Origin of the sequence: Flavobacterium sp. ZB4P23, assembly GCF_003970375.1 — a bacterium.
Classification (GTDB): Bacteria; Bacteroidota; Bacteroidia; order Flavobacteriales; family Flavobacteriaceae; genus Flavobacterium.
In genome coordinates this window covers 410,313-435,046 of the sequence record NZ_RYDK01000002.1, presented here as the reverse complement: position 1 = coordinate 435,046, position 24,734 = coordinate 410,313, and the positions used below count along the sequence as shown (strand labels likewise).

The following is a 24,734-nucleotide window of genomic DNA, read 5'->3' as shown; positions in this document are numbered from 1 at the left end:
TGAGTTATTAATTCATTTGTCATAAAATTATTTTTCGCAAAGATAAGAACTTGAAAATTGACTATGGTAAAGAATAATTCTTTTATATTTGCTGTTTGATCGTTGCAAATTAATTAAGTATGGGATTTTTTGATATCATTTTGGGTGTATTGCTTGCTTTTGCTTTTTACAAAGGCCTTCAAAACGGTCTTTTTGTGGAGTTAGCATCACTAATTTCACTACTGGCCGGTATTTATATTGCAGTACAATTTTCCTCCTATATGCGGGATATTTTAGTGGGATTTGTCAAATGGAATCCTAATACCATTCAAGTAGTAGCTTTTGTTCTTACGTTCATTATTGTAGTTGTTGTGGTTTCAGGTTTAGGTAAATTCCTGACAGGAGTAGCTGATTTTGCTTTTTTGGGCTGGTTGAATGCTTTGGGAGGTGGTTTTTTCAGGGTGCTGAAAACTGTTTTGATTCTGGGTATTGTTTTCGCGATTTTCGAGAAGATTAACTACAACCATCTGTTGGCCAAAAAAGAGACGCTGGATAATTCTCTTTTTTATAATCCAATCCAAAAAACAGCTGGATTCATTTATCCTTCGCTACAGGAATGGTATGGTAGTTTGAAGAAAAAGTAAGTAGTAATGCGTTTTTAGTCGCAGTTTCAACCTTAAACCACAGGGACAAAATTTAGATGATTGGTCTTTTAAATCCGTAATTGTTTTTTTAAGCTTTTTCTATTTTGTCTTTAAAGCGCTCAATGAGTTTTTCAGAGCGTTCCTTTATAAAAGTTGCATTGACCGTGACAGCCTCTAGTTGGTTTTTGTAATTGCTATTTTCATTTTAAACCCGTCCCGATCTTATAACTATTGAATCGGGACTTTTAGTATTATAGGTTTGTCAATTTCTTCAGATCAGCAATTGTAGCTGTTGGATTTTCTGCTTTAAAAACATAACTTCCGGCTACCAGTACATCAGCTCCGGCTTCTACAAGTTGTTTTGCGTTTTTGTTGGTAACACCACCATCAACTTCTATAAGTGTAGTCGCCCCTTTTTTATGGATTAAATCTTTTAATTTTTTAACTTTTACGTACGTATTTTCGATAAATGATTGTCCGCCAAAACCTGGATTTACACTCATGATGCAAACCAAATCAATGTCGTTGATTACATCTTCTAATAGGTCGATATTTGTGTGTGGATTAATGGCGACTCCAGCTTTCATTCCTTCGGCTTTGATGGCTTGCAGGGTTCTGTGAAGATGGGTACAAGCTTCGTAGTGTACGCTTAGAATATTGGCGCCCAATTCAGCAAAAGTTTTGATGTAGCGATCTGGATCTACAATCATCAAGTGAACGTCGATTATTTTTTTTGCATGGCGGTTTATGGCTTCCAAAACGGGCATTCCGTACGAAATGTTAGGTACAAAAACACCATCCATGATGTCAATATGAAACCAATCGGCTTCACTGTCATTGATCATTTCGATATCGCGTTGCAGGTTTCCAAAATCGGCAGCAAGCACTGATGGTGCAATAAGAGTATTTTTCATTGTGTAGTTGTTTTATAGAGATGCACTGTAGTGCATCTTTACAGTTTGTGTTGTTTGTGCAAAAGTAGTTTTTTTGCAGCAATTGGTGAAAGTTTTTTTAGAAGGGACAACTCGCGAGTTGTCCGTACATTGCGCGTAAGGGATAGAGGCGGCATCCTCGTAGCGTAGCGGAGAGATACAGCCGATAGCCCGACCCGAAGTTTTTACGGAGGGTTATGCCATAGTAGTGAGAAATGAATGGTGAGAAGAAATTAGATTTTAAAAATATAACTCCTGATATCCGAGCCAAGCCAAGCGAACTGAATGGAGTTTTGCTTAAAAAAATAAAACTCCGGTAATCAGCCGGAGTTTCAATCATCAATCAAAAAACGAACAGTTAATCAGACCGTCGTTAGCTATTAGTCACAAGTTTAAAATCAAAAGTCATAATGTTGTAGAACGTTATGACTTTTGATTTTTAAAAAATTGACTGTTTTATCCTAAATAGGTTTTTAGTATTTTGCTTCTTGAAGTGTGTTTTAATCTTCGGATTGCTTTTTCCTTGATTTGACGAACACGTTCTCGAGTCAGGTCGAAAGTTTCGCCAATTTCCTCTAAGGTCATTGGGTGTTGATCACCAAGACCAAAGTACAAACGAACTACATCAGCCTCTCTTGGAGTCAATGTTTCTAGGGAACGCTCGATTTCGGTACGCAATGATTCGTGGATTAATTCTCTGTCTGGATTTGGTGATTCGCCGGAACGTAAAACGTCATAAAGGTTAGAATCTTCTCCTTCTACAAGAGGCGCATCCATGGATAAGTGACGGCCAGAGTTTTTCATACTCTCTTTTACGTCATTTACGGTCATATCAAGTTCTTTTGCAATTTCCTCAGCAGAAGGTGGACGCTCGTTAGATTGCTCTAATAAAGCGTACATTTTGTTGATTTTATTGATAGAACCAATTTTGTTCAAAGGCAAACGAACGATACGAGATTGTTCTGCCAGAGCTTGTAGAATCGATTGACGAATCCACCAAACGGCATACGAGATGAATTTAAAACCACGTGTTTCATCAAAACGTTGTGCTGCTTTTATAAGTCCAAGGTTTCCTTCGTTGATCAAATCGGGAAGGGTTAATCCTTGATTTTGGTATTGTTTGGCTACAGATACTACGAAACGTAAATTGGCTTTCGTCAATTTTTCTAATGCTTTCTGGTCGCCGGCTTTAATTTTTTGTGCTAATTCTACCTCTTCGTCTGCGGTAATAAGGTCAACTTTACCAATTTCTTGTAAATACTTGTCTAATGAAGCGGTTTCACGATTGGTTACCTGCTTGGTGATTTTTAGTTGTCTCATGTTTTTTTGTCTCCTAAATTTTAAGTGTACAAATGATTATACGTATGAAGTTGCCTAAAAGTTACAATTGTTTTAAAATAAATTTATATAAAACAAAAATCCCGTTTCAAATTCATGAAACGGGATTCCCTATAAATAAACCTTTAGTAAACTAAGATCTGATTACTCTTTTCTTTCCTCACGAGGAGGTCTTGGTAAAAGTGCTTTTCTGGACACTTTTTCTTTTCTGGTTTTTGGATCCAGTCCAAGGTATTTCACCATAAAGACATCGCCCATGTTGACCACATCCGAAACGTTTTCAGTGCGTTCCCAAGCTAACTCGGATACGTGTAATAAAACTTCGTTTCCTGGAACAGCTGTGTATTCTACAACGGCACCAAAATCTAGCATTTTGATTACTTTCACTTCGTAAGCTTCGTTCATTTGTGGTTTGAAAGTGATGGACTCAATTTTAGCCAATACCGCTTCAATTCCGGCAGGATCTGTTCCTAGAATTTCAATAACTCCTTGCTCATTTACTTCATTGATAACGATAGTAGTTCCTGTAGATTTTTGTAATTCTTGAATCACTTTTCCACCAGGTCCAATCAATGCACCAATAAAGTTGCCAGGAATTGTTCTTGTGATGATTTTTGGAGCATACGCTTTTACATCTGCTTTTGGAGCAGCTAAAACTTCTATAATTTTTCCAAGAATATGCAAACGACCTTCACGAGCTTGAGCTAAAGCTTCTTCCATGATGTTGTACGCCAATCCTTCGATTTTGATGTCCATTTGACAAGCGGTAATTCCATCTGCGGTTCCGGTTACTTTAAAATCCATGTCTCCTAAGTGATCTTCATCACCAAGAATATCAGACAATACAGCGAATCGGCCTGTTTTTTCATCAGAAATTAATCCCATTGCAATCCCGGAAACGGGTTTGGTCATTTGAATCCCGGCATCCATAAGAGCTAATGTTCCGGCACAAACGGTTGCCATTGAAGATGAACCATTTGATTCTAATACTTCAGATACAATACGAATGGTATAAGGACAATCAGCAGGAATCATGTTTTTCAAAGCACGTTGTGCTAAGTTTCCGTGACCCACTTCTCTTCTTGAAGTTCCTCTTAATGGTTTTGCTTCACCAGTAGAAAAAGGAGGGAAGTTATAATGCAAGTAGAATTTTTCTTCGCCTTGTTGTGATGGAGAGTCAATTTGGTTTGCTTCTCTGGAAGTTCCTAAAGTAGCTGTTGCCAATGCTTGAGTTTCTCCTCTTGTAAATAAAGCAGATCCGTGAACTGAAGGTAAATAATCAACTTCAGCCCAAATTGGACGAATTTGATTTGTTTTTCTACCGTCCAGACGTGTGCCTAAATCAAGGGTTACATTACGAACGGCTTCTTTACTGGATTTAGCAAAATATTTTGAAACTAAATCACCGTTTTCAGCTAATTCTTCCTCAGTAAACAATGCTTTTACAGCTTCTTTTGCTTCCGCAAATTGAGCTGTTCTTTCGTGTTTTGCTGTTCCTTGTTTTGCAATTGCATAACATTTGTCATAAGCTGCAGCATTTACTTTTTCATAAATAGCCACATCTTCTCTTTCTTGATCGTAAGTTCGTACTTCTTTTTTACCAAAAGCAGCAACTAATCGTTCTTGAGCAGCAATTTGAATTTTGATTACCTCGTGCGCAAATTTAATCGCTTCAACCATTTCGGCTTCTGAAATTTCTTTCATTTCTCCTTCTACCATTGCGATAGATTCTTTTGAAGCGCCAATCATCATGTCAATATCAGACAATTCTAATTGAGTACGACTTGGGTTGATGATGAAATGACCGTCAACTCTGGCTACACGAACTTCAGAAATTAAAGTTGAAAAAGGAATGTCAGATAAAGATAAAGCTGCCGAAGCGGCTAAACCGGCTAATGCATCTGGCATTACGTTTTCATCATGCGACATCAATTGAATCATCACTTGCGTTTCTGCATGATAATCTTTTGGGAAAAGAGGACGCAATACACGATCCACTAAACGCATAGTTAATATTTCATTATCGCTTGGTCTTGCTTCTCTTTTAAAGAAACCACCTGGAAAACGCCCGGCGGCAGCAAATTTTTCACGATAATCTAATGTTAAGGGCAAGAAGTCAATTCCTGGGCTTGCTTTTCTGGCAGATACAACTGTTGCCAGCAACACTGCATTTCCCATTCGTACTTCTACGGCACCGTCAGCTTGTTTGGCTAATTTTCCGGTCTCGATTGAGATGCTTCTCCCATCTCCTAAATCGATAATTTCTCTTGAAACTTTTGGAATCATAATTGTATTTTCTTGATTAAACAATGGATTTTAGTTGTGTTGTAGTTATTTTGCGTAGTTAATGCTTAAAACCCAATGAAAAACGAAACTTTTTTATTTGTAAATACAAATTGGTATTTACCTTATAATGCGGTCTTAATTCTAATCCCTTTTGTGTCAGGATTATAAAATGAACTTTGGACGCGGAAATATAAAAACAAAAAGAGGCACTCTCGCGCCTCTTTACATATTGATTATTTTCTGATATTCAATACTTTGATAATTTCACGGTATCTGTTGATTTCTGTTTTCTTCAAATAATCCAACAAAGATCGTCTTTTACCTACTAGCAAGACTAATGAACGCTCTGTATTATAATCGTGACGATTTTTTTTCAAGTGCTCCGTTAAGTGGCTAATTCTGAAAGTGAACAAAGCAATTTGAGCTTCTGATTTTCCAGTGTTTGTTTTTTCTCCGTGTTTAGCGAAGATTTCTTCTTTAATCTCTTTAGTTAAATACATTCCAATATTTGTTTAATGATTTTTATGTATGCCTTACAGCTATTGTAAGACGGGTGCAAAAGTAAAAAATAATTATGAATTATGAATTATGAATTATGAATTATTTTAAATCTTAATACAATTTTGCAATTTCCTCATTCACAAAGGCTAAGAACTTTTCGTCTTCTTTTGTAAATGGATCTATGACATGGCTGTCAATATCAATTTGTCCTATGTTTTCTCCGTTTACAAAAAGGGGTACAACGATTTCTGATTTCACGGTAAAACTACAAGCAATATAATTATCTTGCGCTGCAACGTCAGGAACTACAAAGTTTTCGTTTGAAACAGCCACTTGTCCGCAAATTCCTTTTCCAAAAGGGATTACCGTATGGTCTGTTGCTGCTCCCACATAGGGTCCTAAGTGTAATGTTTTAGACTCGTGATTTGCAAAATAAAATCCTACCCAATTATAATAGGCAACAGAGTTACTAAGCAGCTCACAAATAGACAATAGTTTTTCGTCTCTTGACAACGTTGTATTTAATGTGATTTCGGTTACTTTTGGTTGTAGTTCTTGAAATGTCATGTTTTTTTATTTTTATTTGTACAAAAGTATTTAAAGCCAGTTTTAAAAATTACATAAATTTGTTAAAAAAATAGATTTTGAAAAAATATTTTATTCTCTACAAGCCTTTTTTGATTTTTCTAGGTACTTTTTTTTTAACTTATATAGTGCTGACTTTTTTGTATCAGCGTTTTCTTAATGGTTTTGAAGAAAATCAAATAGATTCTGTTACCAGAATGGTAAGTGAAAATACAGAGCAAGTGCTGCAGTTATTTAATGATGAATCTTCAATTGAAGAGAGCACTGCATCTCCTTATATGAAGTTGTTTTATAACCAGAAATATGTAGCCCGAATTGTAGAAGGATGTAATGCAATTAGCGTAATTATTTTGTTTATTTCATTTGTCGTGGCTTTTTCTGGAAAACTACTAACGACGCTGCTTTTTATCTTTGGAGGAAGTCTGTTTATTTATGTATTGAATGTTTTGAGAATAGCTGTTTTAAGCGCACTTATTTTTTATTTTCCAAAACAGGAACCCTTCTTGCACGGAGTTCTTTTTCCTTTGTACATTTATAGTTTAGTTTTTGTATTGTGGTTAATTTGGGTTCGTAAATTTTCAAGATATGCTTCAAAAGATTCTTAATAACAAAGTTCGCGTACTGCAATTTCTTTTTTTTGTTGTATTGCTGGTGCTTGTTCGTGCTTTTGAAAATCAGTTGTTTTATGATCCTTTTCTGGATTTCTTCAAGAAAGATTTTGCGAAGTTACCGTTGCCAAGTTTCAATGCAGTCCAATTATTTTATGGGCTATTGTTTCGTTATACATTAAATACCGCTATTTCATTGGGGATTATTTATGTGCTTTTTAAAGAAATAATGATGGTGAAATTCGCCTTTGTGCTGTATTATTTTCTTTTTATGATTTTAATGGTTGCTTTTTTCTACATCATCTATTTTATTTGGGGAAACCACAATTGGATATTGTTTTATATCCGTCGGTTTCTAATTCAGCCTATTTTTTTATTATTGTTTGTTCCTGGATTTTATTATCAGAAACAAAATAAGTAGTCTTTTTTGTTTGTCTTCAATGTCGATTTAAGTGTCTGTAAATCAAATTTCTATTGCTATTAAAACAGTGAAACATTCTGACTATATAGCCTAATTTAATTTGGATAAACTTAAAAATCACTGATCAAATCTGGTGCTAGCATTATGGCGGTTGACGCAATTTTACAGGCTATAAAAAAGCAGATGTATGAGGGTATTTCTACAAAATAAATCTACAAAATGGCTTTTTCATTATTGAAGAAAAAGCTGATTTTCATGCCACACGTTATAATTTAAGAGAAACAATTGGACTCTCAGGTACTGCAGTTTTTTTTGAAAAATATATAGGACGAATTATTTCGCGTAGCATTATAAATCAAATAAATAATTTGACCTTACAAGGTAAATGTGTCTCGCATGAAATAGATGTGCTGGTCAAAAAAATGAAACGATCGCTATGGTCGAATGTAAGTATCATACGGGTCGAGAGGTTGCTACGGATGTGAAAGTTCCGAGGTATATTCGGTCTCGTTTTAAATCCTTTTGGATAGCGCTAAAATTCAGGAAGAAGACAGAATCTCCAAGATCCCATATATTATTGATACTTCAATGGGAATCAATGCACTGAATATTTTTTCTACTAATAAAAAATGGCACAAGTTACCGCTAGGAGAATGTGCTGAAATGAGTAAAATGTTTTCATGAGTTTCGGATTATGAGGAAGCCATGGAGGGGATTTGTAATAATTACAGTGGGGTATCACGCCGAAGGAACACGAGAAAGAAAATTGATACAAGGGGCAAAAGGAATTAATATTCGCGGGTAATATTATCCGGTAAAAGCAAAAATTCAGGAAATAAAAGGGTTGTCAGCGCATGGAGAAAATCAGCCACTGGATGAACTCTGTATCAAAGTCCAGGAAAAATATGGTTTTGACTGTAAAGTTCCTTTGATGGGACACGAACTTGAATTGTTGATTTTAACTTGAATTTAGCTTTTGGAGTTTGATTAAATCACTACTTTTGCATGATGAAATTCAAAGGACTTGTTAGTGTTCTTCTTGCTTTTTTTCTATTGGTTTCCAATGTAGGAGTAGCATTTAATCTGCGTTATTGCGGAAATGAAATTTCGTCTATTACTCTTAAAACTCCTGTTGAAGATCAAAAATTAGAAAAAAAATGTTGTAATGTTGTTGAAAAAAAATCAAATTGTTGCGAAGACAAAGAGGTTAATTTTCAAAAGAAGACTGATAAATTAGTCCAAAAAACAGTTTCTGCCGATACAGATTTTACATTTTCGATAAAAGAATGGAATCCTTATGTCTTTTCATTTATTTCAAATTTTCAAAACAGCCAATTTACGTCGTATTGTTTCGATACAAATGCGCCGCTTTTTTTTAAATTATACCACCAATATATTTTCTACGCGTAGCTTTTAATGTTTTAGTAGAACTTGAATCACACTTTAGTGGTTTTACATTATTCTAACATTAAAAATCAATCATGCAAAAACAAATTTCAATATTTTTATTGTTTCTTTTATGTGCTTTTAATTCTTATTCGCAAGATACTTTGCAAGAGATAAAAATACAAGGCAGCAGCAAAAGTTTAAAAAAATCGTACAAACTAACAACTAATACTACAACACTGACAAGCAAAGAATTACTGAAAGCCGCTTGTTGCAATCTGGCAGAAAGTTTCGAAACAAATCCTTCAATTGATGTTAATTTTTCGGATGCTTTGACGGGAACGAAACAAATAAAAATGCTAGGATTGACGAGTCCTTACTTGATGATTACCGAGGAAAATATTCCTTCGGTACGTGGTGCTTCTCAAGCCTACGGGTTGTCATTTACACCAGGAACTTGGGTAGAAAGTATCCAAATTACCAAAGGTGCAGGAAGTGTTGTCAATGGCTTCGAAAGTATTTCGGGACAAATTAATACCGAATTAATAAAACCAATCAGCGATATTCCATTTTTTCTAAATGTCTATGGTTCGACAGATTCTCGATTTGAATTAAATACACATTTCAATACTAAAATTTCTGATAAATGGAGCAGTAGTTTATTTGTACACGGAAATACCAGAGTTGCAAAAAACGATATGAATGACGATGGCTTTCTTGATAATCCATTAGCAAAACAAATCAATGTTTTAAATCGTTGGCAATATACCAATGCCAAAAAAGGGTGGGTGAGTTTCATCAATTTCCGATATATGAATGATCAAAAACAAACAGGAGAATTAAATTTTGATCCGGATAGAGACAGGGGAACGACAAATTATTGGGGTTCCGAAATCAATACGGAACGTTTTGATGTTTCCGCTAAATTAGGCTATGTTTTTCCTGACATGCCATATCAAAGTATTGGTTTTCAGAATGCCTTTAACAGTCACGATCAAAACTCTTATTTTGGACTAAATCAATATAATATTGAACAAAAAAGTTATTATTCGAACCTGATTTTCAATTCGATTATTAATAATACAATGCATAAATTTTCTACAGGTCTAAACTTTACCTATGATAAATACGGTGAGTTTGTCAATGTGAATGATTACAGCAGAATTGATAACTCAGTAGGTGCTTTTTTTGAATATACGTATGATAATACGGAGAATTTTAGCGTAGTTCTAGGCGGCAGAATAGATAATCACAATCGTTTAGGGACTTTTGCTACGCCAAGATTACATGTGCGATACAATCCTTGGGAGAAAGGTGTTTTGCGATTTTCAGCAGGTAGAGGGAAACGAAGTGCTAATGTTTTTGCTGAAAACCAACAGCTTTTAGCTAGTTCAAGAACTTTTGAATTTTTAGATACCAAAGGAAAAATATACGGTTTAAATCCTGAAATTGCATGGAATTATGGATTGAGTTTTATGCAGGGTTTTTTGTTTTTTGGCAAAAGTGCTGATGTTGGTTTTGATTTCTACAGAACTGATTTTCAGAACCAAGCAATTGTTGATATAATGCAAAGTCCGCAACAGGTTTTGTTTTATAACTTGAACGGAAAATCGTATGCGAATAGTTTGCAAGTAGAATTTAATTATGAACCAATAAAGCGTTTTAATTTGAGAACAGCCTACAAATACTATGATGTTCAAACGGATTATTTATCAGGAACCTATCAAAGACCACTACAGGCAAAACATCGTTTCTTTGGAAATTTAGGATTTGAAACGCAAATATTAGAAGAAGGAAAACAATGGAAGTTTGATTATACGCTTAACTGGCTCGGAAAACAACAATTACCCAATACGTCAATCAATCCTGAAGTTGACAGGCTGCCTGAATTTTCACCTTCATTTTCTGTGATGAATATACAGGTTACACGATCTTTTTCTCCAACTTTCGAAATCTATATTGGCGGAGAAAACATTGGTAATTACAAGCAGGACAATGTTATCTTGGGTAATGAAAATCCATTTGGACCTACTTTTGACGCGTCAATAGTTTATGGTCCAGTTTTTGGACAAATGTATTATGCGGGTTTACGTTTTAAAATTAAATAGGTTAAAAAAAATTAAATGATGAAAAATATAACACTAGTAATGTTACTGATTTTTGTTGGGTTTACGGTTCAGGCTCAAGAAGGGAAAAGCAAAAATGCTAAGGTTGAATTTCATGTGAGCGGGAATTGTGACATGTGCAAAAAGAGAATTGAAAAAGTGGCATTTAGTGTTTCTGGTGTGAAATCTGCCGAATGGCATATGGATTGTGGTACTTTATATCTGATTATAAACGAACAAAAAACGAATGTTCCAACAATTCAAAAAGCGATTGCGAAAGTAGGTCACGACACAGAGGGAGCCAGGGCTTTAAAGGAAGATTATGACAGTCTTCATGCTTGTTGTCAATATAAACGAAAATAATTTTAAAGAAACGCCAAAGTGAAAACTTTGGTTTTTTTAATGCCATACTTTAATTTTTTTTGAGTAAAAATTGTAGTTGTTAACTATGAAAAACGGTTATACACATAACTAAAATCAGGATTTTTATAAACAACTTTTGGCTGTAAATAATGTAAAGATAATTCTGCTACTTTAAATAGTTAATAAAACTTTAAAATAGTATCATAAATTGTGGTTGAGATATATTATCCGTACTTTCACGCACGAATAATTTTAGCATAAAACACCTTAGAATGAACGATTTTGATTGGAAGAATTTAATTGACCCACTTTTTTATATTCATTTTGATGTTAATGGAATTAAATTGGGTATTTATATAGTTTTATTTATTGTTTTTGCGGAGACGGGTCTTTTTGCAGGTTTTTTTCTGCCAGGAGATAGTTTATTGTTTTTGGCAGGAATTTACAGTCGCGAATTGATAGAGAATATTTTAGTTATCAATAACGATTTTCTAAATGTGGTTCTCTTATCCACACTTGTCGCATTGTCAGGAATTTTAGGAAACGTAGTAGGCTACTGGTTTGGTTCTAAAAGCGGGTATTATCTATACAACAAGGAAGATAGTTTTTGGTTTAAGAAAAAGTACTTGGTTCAATCAAAAGATTTTTTTGAAAAATACGGAGGTAAGGCAATTATTTTTGCTCGATTTCTTCCAATATTGAGGACTTTTGCACCAATAGTTGCCGGAATCGTTTCAATGGATAAGAAGAAGTTTATGTTTTATAATATTTTAAGTTCTTTTATTTGGTCGTTCACCCTAATTTTTGCCGGACATTATTTATATGGTTTTTTACTTGAGAATTATCAGATTGATCTAAAGGAGCATATCGAATTAATTGTATTGATTTTAGTAGGGATTACTGTTTTACCGGTAATTTATAAGTTTAGCAAAAAAGCTAAAGTTCAAGAATAAACAAATTATAACTCATAAAAAAACCGTCCCAATTTTTTATCGGGACGGTTTTTTATTTGAAAAGAATTGAGATTACATCATCCCTGGCATGCCGCCACCCATTGGGTTTCCACCACCATTATCTTCTTTAATATCAATCAAAGCACACTCAGTAGTCAATATCATTCCGGCAACTGAAGCTGCATTCTCTAAAGCTACACGAGTTACTTTTTTAGGATCAATAATTCCTGCTTTAAGCATGTCGACATATTCGTCTGTTTTTGCGTTATAACCAAAATCACCACTACCTTCAGCGACTTTTGCAACAACTACAGACCCTTCAAGACCTGCGTTTTCAACAATAGTTCTCAATGGAGACTCCACTGCACGAGATACAATTTGAATTCCGGTTGCTTCGTCAGCATTATCTGCTTTAATAGCACTAAGTGCATTTTTAGCTCTCAGTAAAGCAACTCCACCACCAGCAACAATTCCTTCTTCAACTGCAGCACGAGTAGCGTGAAGTGCGTCATCTACTCTGTCTTTTTTCTCTTTCATTTCTACTTCAGATGCAGCACCTACATAAAGTACAGCAACTCCACCAGCTAATTTAGCCAAACGTTCTTGCAACTTTTCTTTGTCATAATCAGAAGTGGTAGCTTCCATTTGACCTTTGATTTGGTTGACACGATTTTTGATCATATCCGCATCACCTGCACCACTTACAATTGTAGTATTATCTTTATCGATAGTCACTTTCTTAGCAGTACCTAACATTTCGATAGTTGTGTTTTCTAAAGTGTATCCTCTTTCTTCTGAAATTACAGTTCCACCAGTTAAAATAGCGATGTCTTCTAACATAGCTTTTCTTCGGTCTCCAAAACCAGGCGCTTTTACAGCGGCGATTTTCAAGGCTCCACGTAATTTATTTACCACTAGTGTAGACAATGCTTCCCCATCTACGTCTTCAGCAATAATCAATAATGGTTTCCCAGATTGTGCTACAGGCTCAAGAACCGGTAATAATTCTTTTAAAGAAGAAACTTTTTTGTCATATAAAAGGATGTATGGATTTTCTAGTTCTACCTCCATTTTTTCTGAATTGGTAACAAAATAAGGAGAAAGATATCCTCTGTCAAACTGCATGCCCTCAACAACATCAACATACGTATCTGTTCCTTTAGCTTCTTCAACAGTAATAACCCCTTCTTTTCCCACTTTTGCGAAAGCAGCAGCGATTAACTCCCCAATTACTTCGTCATTGTTAGCAGAAATTGAAGCGATTTGTTTGATTTTTTCAGAATCCGTACCTACTACTTTGGCTTGTTTAGCCAAATCAGCAACAATAGCATCAACTGCTTTGTCTATCCCGCGTTTCAAATCCATAGGATTGGCTCCGGCAGCAACATTTTTCAATCCTTCTTTTACGATCGCTTGTGCCAAAACGGTTGCAGTTGTAGTTCCGTCTCCGGCTAAATCATTCGTTTTAGAGGCTACTTCTTTTACCATTTGTGCGCCCATATTTTCTAGTGGGTCTTTCAATTCAATCTCTTTTGCTACAGTTACACCATCTTTAGTAACGGTTGGTCCGCCAAAAGCTTTTCCAATAATAACATTACGACCTTTTGGCCCTAGCGTTACTTTTACTGCATTTGCCAATGCATCAACACCACGTTTTAATCCGTCACGTGCTTCTATATCAAATTTTATATCTTTTGCCATTTTAAATTTTGTTTAATGTTTATTTGAAGGGACAAGTCACGACTTGTCCGTACTTTAATTTAGATAATTGCAAGAATATCGTCTTCACGCATGATCAAATAATCTTTTCCTTCTAGTTTCAATTCAGTACCAGCATATTTTCCGTACAAAACAGAATCACCAATTTTCACTGTCATAGTGTGGTCTTTTGTTCCGTTTCCTACAGCAACAACAGTTCCTTTTTGTGGTTTTTCTTTGGCAGTATCAGGGATGAAGATTCCTGACGCCGTTTTTGTTTCAGCAGCAACGGGCTCGATAAGGACTCTGTCTGAAAGAGGTTTAATGTTTAAATCCATGATTTTATATTTTTTAGTATTCAATATTAATTAATAAAGATGAAGATTTCAGAAATTGTGCCATCTTAATCAAACTGACACATTTTCTTATAAAAAATGCCAGCTTTGACAGGCTGGCATTTAGAATATGTAGAAGTGATTTATTTTACTGGATTTGTAGCTGCTGGTGTGTTTTGAGCAGGTACTGCTACAGGAGTAGTTGTGTTTGGTGCAGCGGTTCCCATATTGTCAATGATTTTAGAATCAGTATCACTTAATGTTCCTGTAAAGCTCAAGCTTGAAAGTAATATAAGTGCGATTAATATAGTTGCTAATGTCCAAGTGCTTTTGTCTAAAAAGTCAGTTGTTTTTTGTACCCCGCCTAACATTTGAGAACCACCTATTGTAGAGGATAATCCACCACCTTTAGGGTTTTGAACCATGATTACTACGATTAATAGAAAACAAACTATAGTTATTAAAACTAAAAAAATTGAAAATGTGCTCATTGTTTAATTATTATTATGTTGTAAAATCTTAATATCCGTTATGCGGTCTGCAAAGAAACTACTTTTTTCTGGATATTTCAAAATTAATATTTCATAAGCTTGTATCGCTTTTTGATATTTTTTTTGTTCCAAGTAAACTCGGGCTAAAGTCTCGGTCATCAAGTACGAGTTATCTGGTGCATTTAGGTCTAAGGATACTGAGGAAGCAGCGCCGTGTTTTACAGGAGAAATCTTTGGACTTGTTTCTATAAATTTATTGATTAAGTCTAATTTTTTTCTTTTCTCCTCGTCCATTGGAGCAGCCGGTTTTTTAGAATCCTCATTCTCTCTTTCTATAGGTTCTGTACGAGAGAGCTGTAGCCATTCTTGGAAGGAATGTTGTTCTTTTGCCGAAAAATCCAACGGTTTTCCAAGATCCATTTTTTCTGCTATTGGTATAGAATTCGTTTGGATTGGGGCGGTTGGTGAAGCTTCCTTTATTGAGGTAAGAATGGATTGTTCTAAAGGATTTAATTTGGGTTCTTTTTTTTCTTGAAACGAAATAATTTCACTTTCAACTACCGGAATGTCAAGGATTTCAAGTGCTTTTTTAGTAAAGAGACTTTTGTGAATTGAAGTAAAAACATCGGAGGTAATAAAGTCAAATAAAATGGATCTGTCCGTTGTATAAGCAGCCGTTATTTTTAAAGCACCATTGTATTTATAACTGTTCTCATTGTACAGGCCTTTTAGGTGAAGTGCTCTGGCGCTCTGAAAATAAGGAAATTCGTTTAATACTTTTTCCAAAGCTTCTGTTTGCTTTTGATGTACAACATCAGGTTTGTTAATCAAATAAGTATAATCAGTTACATTCATTTTTCAAGTGTTCGATGTTCAGTAATCAATGTTCAACAATCAGGCTTCAAGTTTTAGTATATTGCACTGAATACTAAAAACTGCCAACTGGATATTTCTTTATTTACCATTTAGCCAGAGATTCATTAAATATATCTTGTGTTATTCTTTCAAAAATATCTTTTAAAGCAGCATTCAAGGTTGCGCCTGTCAATTGTTGTTGTGCAGGATAATCAAAGAAAAAAGTAAATGGTTTTTCAAAATCATCTGTTTCTTTTTTCTTATTGGTAAAACGAACATTCACACGAATTGTCAAACGGTTTTGAGAAGCTTGCTGGTCTGCCGTTGCTGTCATAGGGCTAATTCTGTAATCAACAATTTCTCCTTCATAGGTTAAATCTGCACCATTTTGTACCAAGTTTAAATTGGTTTGATTCTGAATCAAATCTTGAAGTTCTAGTGTAAATGTCCGGTCAATTCCGGGTTCAATTAATTCAGCATTATTCTGAAAAAAGCCCACTTGAAATGTTTCAGCATCAATTTTCCCCGTCCCTGTAAAGTTGTAAACCGAGCAGCTGTTGATGCTTATTATAAGTACGGAGAGAAGTATACGTTTTAGATATTTCATTTTATTTTTTAAAAATTGCTTCGCCGGCTCACCAATGTTCGGGTCAAATATATTCATTTTCAATTAAACACGTTGTATTTTTCGGACTACATTATAAATCAAATTGTTTGATTTTCCGGTATAAAGTTCTTTCGGAAATTCCCAATTCATCTGCAGCGGCTTTTCGTTTTCCTTTATTTTTTTCTAATGATTTCTTAATCATTTCTATTTCCTTTTGTTCCAGACGCAAGGTTTCCTCTTCTTCGACAGTTTCGGCAAAAAGATAAGTATCATCCCTTTCCTGATAATCGTTGTCATTGTTTTTTGCAGCTATTAAAGTTGCTCTTGGTTCTTCTTCAAAATCAATTTCACTATCATTTTCCTTAGATCCATATATTTTCTTGATCAAGTTTTGATTTGTTTCCTGGACTTTAGAAACGCCATTCTGGATGAGTTCTAAGGTCAGTTTTTTTAAATCATTTAGATCGCTTTTCATATCAAAAAGTACTTTGTACAAAATTTCTCTTTCGGTACTAAAATCACTTTCGTTTTTTTGGTCTTTAATAACGGAAGGTAAATTGTTTCCTTGTACGGGTAAATAGGATTGTAATGTCACTGCAGATATCTCCCTGTTGGTTTCTAAAACGGATATTTGTTCCGCTACATTTCGCAATTGACGGATGTTTCCGCTCCAACGAAATTTTTGCAATAATTGCACAGCACTTTCATCCAGTTTCAAAGGCGGCATTTTATATTTATGGGCAAAATCAGCGACGAATTTCCTAAACAATAAGTGAATATCCTCTTTTCGATCGCGCAAAGGGGGCAAAGTAATATCCACTGTACTTAAACGATAATAGAGGTCTTCACGGAATTTCCCTTTTTCGATAGCATCAAATAAATTGACATTTGTGGCCGCCACAATTCTGACATTTGTTTTTTGTACTTGTGAAGAACCTACTTTTATAAATTCACCATTTTCAAGAACACGCAACAAACGCACTTGGGTGGTCAAGGGTAATTCGCCCACTTCATCCAGAAAAATAGTTCCTCCATCAGCCACTTCAAAATAACCTTCGCGAGTTCCTGTTGCTCCGGTAAAAGCGCCTTTTTCATGCCCAAAAAGCTCACTGTCAATGGTTCCTTCTGGAATGGCGCCACAGTTTACAGCTATGTATTTTCCGTGCTTTCTGTGCGAAAGCGAATGAATAATTCTGGGAATATTTTCTTTTCCAACTCCGCTTTCTCCGGCTACCAAAACGGTAATGTCAGTAGGAGCAACTTGAATGGCTTTTTCTATCGCACGATTAAGCTTCGGGTCATTCCCGATAATCTCAAATCGTTGTTTAATATTTTGAACTGATTCCATATTGTTATTGCGAGGCACGAAGCAATCTCATTAATAATTACTTAAATTCTTTTATTTCTAATGAATTAAAAATTAGCCACTAATTTTATTAATTCATTTCACTCAAACCAACTGCTTTCCCTTTCAAAGTGCCGCTTGTACAACTTTCAACTTTAACCAAAACAAAATCTCCTATTTTATATTCTTCTTTCGGAAAAACTACGGTAATACTTTGTGAATTTCTGCCGGAAAACTCCTCAGTCGATTTTTTCGAAACTTTTTCTACTAAAACTTCTACGGTTTGTCCAATGAATTCTTCACTGCGGAACCAAGCATGTTTTTGTTGTAAATCGACAATTTCTTGCAGTCTTCTTGCTTTTGTTTCATCGGTAACATCATCTTCCATTTTTCTTCCAGCCAAAGTTCCCGGACGTTCGGAATACGAATACATATACCCAAAATTATATTTTACATATTCCATTAAACTCAAGGTGTCTTTATGGTCTTGTTCGGTTTCTGTAGGGAAACCAGCAATCATATCCTGTGAAATGGAACCATTTGGAATAATAGTCCTGATTTTGTCAATCAAAGTCATGTACTCTTCACGCGTGTGCAAACGGTTCATTTCTTTCAGAATTCTATTGCTTCCAGATTGGACAGGCAAGTGAATGTGTTTGCAAATATTAGGATGTTTTGCAATCACGTGCAACACACTTTCATGCATATCCTGCGGATTAGAGGTTGAAAATCGAATACGCATTTTAGGAAAACCTACGGCTACCATTTCAAGGAGTTGGTCAAAGTCAACAGCAGTTGCTTTTTGCATTTTGGTAGCGTTCTCAAAATCTTTTTTTAATCCGCCGCCGTACCAAAGAAAACTATCCACATTTTGTCCCAAAAGTGTAATTTCTTTGAAGCCTTTGTCCCACAAATCCTGAATTTCTTTCATTATACTTTGTGGTTCACGGCTGCGTTCGCGTCCTCGGGTAAAAGGTACCACACAAAACGTACACATATTATCGCAACCACGAGTAATTGAAACCAAAGCCGTAATTCCGTTGCTCATCAATCGAACAGGAGAAATATCGCCATAAGTTTCATCCTTCGATAAGATCACGTTAATGGCATCACGTCCTTCTTCTACTTCTTGCAAAAGGTTCGGCAAATCTTTATAGGCATCAGGACCTACAACGAGGTCAACAATTTTCTCTTCTTCCAGAAATTTACTTTTCAAACGTTCTGCCATACAGCCCAAAACGCCCACTTTCATCTTTGGATTAATGCGTTTTACGGCATTGTATTTCTCCAGACGTTTGCGAATTGTTTGCTCTGCTTTATCCCGAATAGAACAGGTATTCACCAAAACTAAATCGGCTTCTTCCAGAATTTGCGTCGTATTATATCCGTTTGAGGATAATATAGAAGCTACAATTTCACTATCCGAAAAATTCATTGCGCAACCGTAACTCTCAATAAAAAGTTTCTTCGTGTTCTCGGGTTTGTTTTCTAAAACAAGACTTTCTCCCTGCTTGCTTTCTTCTATTATCTTTTCCATTGCATATTTTCAAAGTGCAAAGATAACGCAATTGAAATAAATATGACAAGATGTCAGATTAAGAATTAACACTATTTTGGGTTTTAATTTTGGAATAACGAAAACGTTCTTTTGTTTCTAAAAGAACGTTTTCGTTATCAAACCAGGTGTTGTTGTTGTAATTAGAACAATACCACACCCAATTGAATTCGGGCAATTTTAAGGGCTGGATTCCACATGGCTACTGCGGAAACAGGAAGTTTGTAATTTAGAATGTGAATGTTTTTATACGCCCTGATTCCGGTATTTACAATATCAAAATTACTGTTGGGATCATTTGTATATAAATGGGATTCTCCGTTTAAGGCAAATCCGGCTCCTAAATAGGCCTCTAAAGTGATTTTTTGATTTTTCAATAACGGATATCCTAATTCAACATAGGTGGAATATCTGTTTTTATAATCGAGGTTACTCATTAATTCACGATCATTGCCGTAAAGTAGAAAATCAGCTTCTATCCGCAAAGGAAATCGGTCAGGAAATTGATAGGATGTTCTTAAGTCAAGAATGTGCGTGGTTGTTTTTCGATCGTAATTAAAAACGGCAGGGTTTTCAATATTTGTAGTATTGAATAGGTCCCATAAGGCGATTGAAAAACCATTTTTTTTGTATTGAATGTAATAATCAATTTCTTTGTACTCGCCATCAAACCCATTCCCGCCCCAAAGACCCACGGTTAGATTTCGTTTTTTGTCCAAAGCATAATGAATGTTTCCCATGGCAGTCATGCTTCCGTTGATAACCAGTCCTCTCCAGAGGTGGCTCGTTTTTAATTCTACATCAAAATCTAGTCGGTTCGTTTTTGTGTTTGCTACAGCTGCTGGAGTGGTATCGGCAACAGGAGTTTCTTGGGCATATCCAGCTAGCCCTATAATAGAGATTATAGTGGTGAAAAATAATTTTCGCATGATTTTACTTTTAAAAAAGAAGGTTAGAGAAGTAACATATATAAGGTTGCGGCCAAACAGGAACCTATTATAGGGCCAACGATAGGAACCCAGGCATACCTCCAATCGCTGCTGCCTTTTATGGGTAAAATAGCGTGCATGATTCGAGGTCCCAAATCTCTTGCAGGATTTATAGCATACCCTGTGGTTCCTCCCAAGGATAATCCTATAGCCCAAACTAAAATAGCGACCGGTAAAGCGCCAACAGTTCCAAGTCCAATTGCAGCGCCAGTATCAGAACTCATGATCAGCTCTGGACCGGCAATATAGAATATCACGAAAATTAATACAAAAGTGGCGATGATTTCACTCATTAAATTGGAGGAGTAATTCCGAATCGCGGGTCCTGTGCAAAAACAAGCAAGTTTTCCGCCTTCATCTTCTGTGGCTGCAAAATGATCTTTATGGGAAAGCCAAACTAAAAAGGCTCCTAGCATAGCTCCAATGAATTGAGCCAAGATGTAGGAAGCAACCTGTGACCAGGCAAATTTTCCTATGAGTGCCAAGCCTATGGTGACAATAGGATTTAAATGCGCACCGCTAATCGGACCGGCAACAGCAACGCCTACAAAAACGGCAAAACCCCATGCTGTACTGATGACAATCCATCCGGAATTATTTCCTTTGGTTCCTTTAAGAACTACATTGGCAACTACGCCATTACCTAATAAAATCATTAGCATGGTACCGAGAATTTCTGCAATAAATGGAGTCATAATGTATGGTTTTAATGATTAATTTTCTATCCAGTTTCCAGCTCGGCCTACCGCTTTATCCCAGTTTTTTACCAATTCAGTGACAGTGTATCTGGGCATTTCGGGTGAAAATTCACGGTCTATTGTCCATTGTTTTTGTAATTCATCTACGCTGTCCCAATATCCAATAGCTAAACCGGCTAAATAAGCTGCTCCTAGGGCTGTTGTTTCTAATGTCTTTGAGCGAATCACTTTGAAATTAAAAAGATCCGATTGAAATTGCATCAATAAATTATTTGCAACTGCTCCGCCATCCACTCGTAGTTCTGTTCCTTTTTTTTCAAAATCGGCCTCCATGGCTTTTGCTAAATCATAGACTTGATACGCTATTCCTTCAAGAGTTGCTCTCGCAATGTGCGCGTTTGTGGTTCCTCTGGTTATCCCAACTATGGCTCCTCGAGCGTATTGGTCCCAGTAAGGAGCTCCTAGACCTGTTAATGCGGGAACAAAATACACACCTCCGTTGTCCGGAACGCTGGCTGCTAGTTCTTCAATTTCATGGGCAGCATCAATCATTTTAGCACCATCTCTTAGCCATTGTACGGCCGCACCACCCACAAAAACACTGCCTTCCAATGCATAAGTTGTTTTTCCGTTAATTTTCCAGGCTATGGTTGTTAATAAATTATTTTTAGAATAAACGGGCTTTTCGCCAGTATTCATTAGCATAAAACAACCGGTTCCGTACGTGTTTTTTACCATTCCGGGATTGATACACAACTGTCCAAAAAGAGCTGCTTGTTGGTCTCCTGCAACGCCTGCTATAGGGATTTTTGTAGAAAACAGCGTGGTTGAGGTTACTCCATAGACCTCACTACTTTGTTTTATTTCTGGCAATATCGATTGCGGGATATCGAATAAATTTAATAATTCCTGGTCCCATTCTAAAGTATGAATGTTTAACATCATCGTACGACTAGCATTAGAAACATCAGTCATGAACATTTTACCTCGGGTCAATTTCCAAATAAGCCAAGTGTCGACAGTTCCAAAACACAATTTTCCTTGTTCTGCTTTTTCACGAGCCCCTTCCACATTATCTAAAATCCATTTTAATTTTGTGGCAGAAAAATAAGCGTCTAAAACCAGTCCTGTTTTTTCTTTGATCATATCTCCGTGCCCTTGAGCTTTCAATGCGTCACAATATTTTGCAGTTCTCCGGTCTTGCCAAACAATGGCATTATAAATTGGAATACTGGTTTCTCTATCCCAAACAATTGTGGTTTCTCTTTGATTGGTGATGCCAATGGCGGCGATTTCTTTTCCTGAGATTCCTACTTTTGCAATAACTTCAGCGGTTACGCTCATTTGTGAGGACCAGATTTCGTTTGGATCGTGTTCTACCCATCCTGGTTTTGGGAAAATTTGTTCAAAAGATTTTTGAGACACGTTGACAATTTCTCCATCGTGGTTGAAGACAATTGCCCTGGAGGAGGTAGTTCCTTGGTCAAGGGCAAGAATTAGTTTGTTTTTCATTTTGGGTGTTTTTATGTTAATAGAGTTGTAGATTATTTTACTTGAAATTCTGTTAAAAGGAAACCGTTGGCCAGAGTTCTAAATTCAGCTGTTTGAGCTTCGGCCCAAGGGGTGTCACGGCCTAATTCTTTGGCTAATAATTGAGCAACTTTTTCAGAAGAATCAATCGCTGCTCTGGCGTCTAAAAACAAAAGTCGCACGCGTCTGGCCAATACATCTTCAATGGTTCTGGCCATTTCGAAACGAATAGCCCAAGCCACTTCTGCCATGGTATAATCATAATCAGGATGTAGTTTCTCTTTTAATAAAGGCTCGTCTTCCTGTAATTTCAGTATTTTAGGAATGTCAGTTCCATAAATGTATAAATGATTCTCTCGGTCTGTTACGGAAGTTATTTTATTGCCGTGGATAGCGATGTGTTCCGTTTTACATCCTTTTTTAGGTAAATTATGGACTTTGATGGCTTTGCCAATAACGTCTTCAGCGATTTTTCGGTACGTAGTCCATTTTCCTCCGGTGATGGTGATTAATCCGGTATCCGAAACAATTATTTTATGACTTCTGGAAACTTCTTTGGTACTTTGCCCTTTTTTTTCTGGCGCTGCCAAAGGTCTTAAGCCTGCAAACACTGATAAAACATCGCCTCTTGTTGGTTTTTTCTCTAGAAATCTTTGAGCAGTTTCTAAAACGAAATCAATTTCTTGTTCCAAGGCAATTGGCTCCAGACTCGATTTTTTAACCAAAGTATCGGTGGTTCCTACCACAATTTTATCATGCCACGGCACTGCGAATAAAACGCGTCCGTCACTTGTTTTTGGAATCATTAAAGCATGTTCGCTTGGTAAGAACGATTTGTCAAAAACCAAGTGAATCCCTTGGCTTGGAACAATATATTTCTTGTATTCCAAATCATTCATTTTCATGATTGAGTTGGTAAAAACCCCGGTAGCGTTAATAACGGCAGTTCCGTTTAATTTATATTTGGTGCCGGTTTCTTTATCTTCAAATTCTACTCCCGTAACTTGGTTTTTATCGTCTTTCAATAAATTAATCACTTTCGAATAATTCAAAAGCGTAGCTCCTTTTTCAACGGCTGTTTGCGCAATGTTGATTGCCAAACGCGAATCATCAAACTGTCCGTCTTGATATACAACGCCGCTAACCAATCCTTTTTGTGTAATGGTCGGAAGCAATTCTATTGTTTTTTTTCTGGACACATATTTAGAAGCGCCTAAGCTTAATCGTCCGGCTAACATATCGTATATGGTTAATCCTATGGTATAGAAATAACCGCCCCACCAATTATAATTTGGAATCACAAAGGATTGGTTTTTCACCAAGTGACCAGCGTTTTGTGCCATTAGGCCTCTTTCTTTTAGGGCTTCGCGTACCAAAGCAATGTCTCCTTGTTCTAAATACCGAACCCCACCATGAACTAACTTTGTGCTTCGACTGGAGGTTCCTTTGGCAAAATCAATTGATTCCAACAGTATGGTTTTGAAACCTCTGCTAGCTGCGTCTAGCGCTATTCCTAATCCGTTAGCACCACCGCCAATGATAATTACATCCCAATTTTTGGTTTGTGTAAGTTGAATTAATTGTTCTGATCTTTTCATTTTATTGTTTTTATACCGTAACACAATATTTCGTTTTACAAACATAACGAAATAAATCGAAACAAAATGAAATTATTCAAAATAACCTGTTTTATTTTTTATTTCTAAAAGAATACCTATCTTTATTTCAATATTTAAACAGTAGTATGACTATAATTAATATCAGACAGGAACTAATAATAGAGGAATTAAATCAAAAAGGGTATGTTCATGTGGTGGAGCTGTGCGAAACACACAAGGTTTCGTCCGTAACCATACGGAAGGATTTGAGTTTTTTAGAAAGCAAGAATCTGTTGCATCGTACCCATGGAGGCGCTAGTAAACAGCCCATTTATGCGTTTGAAAGAAATGTAAGTGATAAAGAATTGCTTCAGGTAGAGCAAAAGAAGCTTATCGCAAGAGCGGCTTTGAGTTACATTAATGACAATGATTACATCATTATGGGCTCCGGGACTACGATTCATAATTTATCTAAAGTGATGGGGGGCTTTCAAAAATTAACTGTACTGACTCCTTCGCTTAAAGTTTCTTTAGAGCTCTGCAAACATTCGGAAATTGATACCATTCAACTGGGTGGTGATATTAGAAAAGCATCAACTTCAGTTGTGGGTGCTATTGCTGAAGGAATTTTGAGCCAGTTTTCCTGTAATAAATTATTTATTGGAACTGATGGGCTTCATTTAGAGTTTGGTTTAAGTACTTCAAATGCTATGGAAGCTCATTTGAATCAAGCGATGATTGATGTAGCCGAAAAAGTAATTGTTTTGGCCGATTCAACTAAAATGAATGTCAGGGGTTTTGGTAAAATCTGCAATGTAGAAAAAATTGATGTTTTAATTACCGATGAAGGTATCGATATCGAAACTAAAACGAAACTGGAAGAAATGGGGTTGAATGTCGTTGTTGTGTAAAAGGGCTTCTTTTAAGTTTTA

25 protein-coding genes are annotated in these 24,734 nt (G+C 36.0%); 9 read left to right on the top strand and 16 right to left on the bottom strand.

All coding sequences use genetic code 11. The features are described 5' to 3' along the window. The first annotated feature begins 119 nt into the window (after nt 1–119). Complete coding sequence (locus EKL99_RS05100) at nt 120–623, top strand: CvpA family protein (RefSeq protein WP_126554714.1); 504 nt, start codon at nt 120–122, stop codon at nt 621–623. Nucleotides 624–874: 251 nt separating this feature from the next. On the opposite strand, the gene rpe is transcribed toward EKL99_RS05100, so the two are convergent. The 5 genes from rpe to EKL99_RS05075 all read right to left on the bottom strand — a co-directional run bounded on the left by rpe (nt 875) and on the right by EKL99_RS05075 (nt 6,247). After that, the gene (gene rpe / locus EKL99_RS05095) at nt 875–1,537 is read right to left on the bottom strand and encodes a ribulose-phosphate 3-epimerase (RefSeq protein ID WP_126568989.1); all 663 of its coding nucleotides are present in this window, start codon (nt 1,535–1,537) and stop codon (nt 875–877) included. Nucleotides 1,538–2,011: 474 nt separating this feature from the next. Further along, nucleotides 2,012–2,875 carry an RNA polymerase sigma factor RpoD/SigA gene (locus EKL99_RS05090; protein ID WP_007137700.1) on the bottom strand — a complete coding sequence of 288 codons (864 nt, stop codon included), beginning with the start codon at nt 2,873–2,875 and terminating at the stop codon, nt 2,012–2,014. Between the two features lie 162 nt (nt 2,876–3,037). Further along, complete coding sequence (locus EKL99_RS05085; RefSeq protein WP_126576511.1) at nt 3,038–5,179, bottom strand: polyribonucleotide nucleotidyltransferase; 2,142 nt, start codon at nt 5,177–5,179, stop codon at nt 3,038–3,040. 233 nt (nt 5,180–5,412) lie between these two features. After that, nucleotides 5,413–5,679, bottom strand: coding sequence for a 30S ribosomal protein S15 (rpsO, locus tag EKL99_RS05080; protein ID WP_066079886.1), 267 nt, complete (start codon nt 5,677–5,679; stop codon nt 5,413–5,415). Nucleotides 5,680–5,791: 112 nt separating this feature from the next. Then, nucleotides 5,792–6,247, bottom strand: coding sequence for a GAF domain-containing protein (locus EKL99_RS05075; protein ID WP_126461863.1), 456 nt, complete (start codon nt 6,245–6,247; stop codon nt 5,792–5,794). A gap of 77 nt (nt 6,248–6,324) precedes the next feature. On the opposite strand from EKL99_RS05075, the gene xrtF reads away from it, so the two are divergent. The 7 genes from xrtF to EKL99_RS05045 all read left to right on the top strand — a co-directional run bounded on the left by xrtF (nt 6,325) and on the right by EKL99_RS05045 (nt 12,101). After that, nucleotides 6,325–6,870, top strand: coding sequence for an exosortase family protein XrtF (gene xrtF / locus EKL99_RS05070; protein ID WP_126461866.1), 546 nt, complete (start codon nt 6,325–6,327; stop codon nt 6,868–6,870). Continuing rightward, nucleotides 6,851–7,294, top strand: coding sequence for an exosortase F system-associated protein (locus EKL99_RS05065; RefSeq protein WP_126461877.1), 444 nt, complete (start codon nt 6,851–6,853; stop codon nt 7,292–7,294). Before xrtF ends, EKL99_RS05065 begins: the two co-directional genes overlap by 20 nt. 522 nt (nt 7,295–7,816) lie before the next feature. Continuing rightward, the gene (locus tag EKL99_RS14415; RefSeq protein WP_156063257.1) at nt 7,817–7,978 is read left to right on the top strand and encodes a hypothetical protein; all 162 of its coding nucleotides are present in this window, start codon (nt 7,817–7,819) and stop codon (nt 7,976–7,978) included. A gap of 321 nt (nt 7,979–8,299) precedes the next feature. Further along, the gene (locus EKL99_RS05060; protein WP_126461880.1) at nt 8,300–8,704 is read left to right on the top strand and encodes a hypothetical protein; all 405 of its coding nucleotides are present in this window, start codon (nt 8,300–8,302) and stop codon (nt 8,702–8,704) included. A 71-nt stretch (nt 8,705–8,775) separates the two neighbouring features. Beyond that, nucleotides 8,776–10,788, top strand: coding sequence for a TonB-dependent siderophore receptor (locus tag EKL99_RS05055; protein WP_126554722.1), 2,013 nt, complete (start codon nt 8,776–8,778; stop codon nt 10,786–10,788). A gap of 15 nt (nt 10,789–10,803) precedes the next feature. Next, entirely contained in the window at nt 10,804–11,148 is a 345-nt protein-coding gene (locus tag EKL99_RS05050) for a metal transporter (RefSeq protein WP_317125142.1), read from the top strand. 272 nt (nt 11,149–11,420) lie between these two features. Further along, entirely contained in the window at nt 11,421–12,101 is a 681-nt protein-coding gene (locus EKL99_RS05045) for a DedA family protein (RefSeq protein WP_126461885.1), read from the top strand. 72 nt (nt 12,102–12,173) lie between these two features. Here EKL99_RS05045 and groL read toward each other — a convergent pair whose 3' ends face one another. From groL to EKL99_RS04990, 11 genes are all read right to left on the bottom strand, one after another. After that, the gene (gene groL / locus EKL99_RS05040; protein WP_126452813.1) at nt 12,174–13,802 is read right to left on the bottom strand and encodes a chaperonin GroEL; all 1,629 of its coding nucleotides are present in this window, start codon (nt 13,800–13,802) and stop codon (nt 12,174–12,176) included. A gap of 59 nt (nt 13,803–13,861) precedes the next feature. Next, entirely contained in the window at nt 13,862–14,137 is a 276-nt protein-coding gene (gene groES / locus EKL99_RS05035) for a co-chaperone GroES (protein ID WP_126452815.1), read from the bottom strand. Between the two features lie 140 nt (nt 14,138–14,277). Next, entirely contained in the window at nt 14,278–14,625 is a 348-nt protein-coding gene (gene secG, locus EKL99_RS05030; protein WP_126554726.1) for a preprotein translocase subunit SecG, read from the bottom strand. A 3-nt stretch (nt 14,626–14,628) separates the two neighbouring features. Further along, nucleotides 14,629–15,480, bottom strand: coding sequence for a tetratricopeptide repeat protein (locus tag EKL99_RS05025; protein ID WP_126563816.1), 852 nt, complete (start codon nt 15,478–15,480; stop codon nt 14,629–14,631). Nucleotides 15,481–15,583: 103 nt separating this feature from the next. Further along, the gene (locus EKL99_RS05020) at nt 15,584–16,087 is read right to left on the bottom strand and encodes an LptE family protein (protein WP_126461894.1); all 504 of its coding nucleotides are present in this window, start codon (nt 16,085–16,087) and stop codon (nt 15,584–15,586) included. 91 nt (nt 16,088–16,178) lie between these two features. Next, nucleotides 16,179–17,435 (bottom strand): sigma-54-dependent Fis family transcriptional regulator, encoded by a 1,257-nt coding sequence (locus EKL99_RS05015; protein WP_126576510.1) that lies wholly within the window; start codon nt 17,433–17,435, stop codon nt 16,179–16,181. 88 nt (nt 17,436–17,523) lie between these two features. After that, nucleotides 17,524–18,969 carry a tRNA (N6-isopentenyl adenosine(37)-C2)-methylthiotransferase MiaB gene (gene miaB, locus EKL99_RS05010; protein WP_126576509.1) on the bottom strand — a complete coding sequence of 482 codons (1,446 nt, stop codon included), beginning with the start codon at nt 18,967–18,969 and terminating at the stop codon, nt 17,524–17,526. Between the two features lie 161 nt (nt 18,970–19,130). Then, entirely contained in the window at nt 19,131–19,916 is a 786-nt protein-coding gene (locus EKL99_RS05005) for a hypothetical protein (RefSeq protein WP_126576508.1), read from the bottom strand. Between the two features lie 23 nt (nt 19,917–19,939). Continuing rightward, nucleotides 19,940–20,671, bottom strand: a complete 732-nt coding sequence (locus EKL99_RS05000) for an MIP/aquaporin family protein (RefSeq protein ID WP_126563818.1) — start codon at nt 20,669–20,671, stop codon at nt 19,940–19,942. Between the two features lie 18 nt (nt 20,672–20,689). Further along, on the bottom strand, nt 20,690–22,186 hold the full coding sequence (gene glpK, locus EKL99_RS04995) for a glycerol kinase GlpK (protein ID WP_126554734.1): 1,497 nt from the start codon (nt 22,184–22,186) through the stop codon (nt 20,690–20,692). A 32-nt stretch (nt 22,187–22,218) separates the two neighbouring features. Then, entirely contained in the window at nt 22,219–23,802 is a 1,584-nt protein-coding gene (locus tag EKL99_RS04990) for a glycerol-3-phosphate dehydrogenase/oxidase (protein WP_126563819.1), read from the bottom strand. Nucleotides 23,803–23,948: 146 nt separating this feature from the next. Here EKL99_RS04990 and EKL99_RS04985 point away from each other — a divergent pair, with 146 nt between their 5' ends. Continuing rightward, nucleotides 23,949–24,713 (top strand): DeoR/GlpR family DNA-binding transcription regulator, encoded by a 765-nt coding sequence (locus EKL99_RS04985; RefSeq protein ID WP_126461915.1) that lies wholly within the window; start codon nt 23,949–23,951, stop codon nt 24,711–24,713. Nucleotides 24,714–24,734 lie beyond the last annotated feature (21 nt).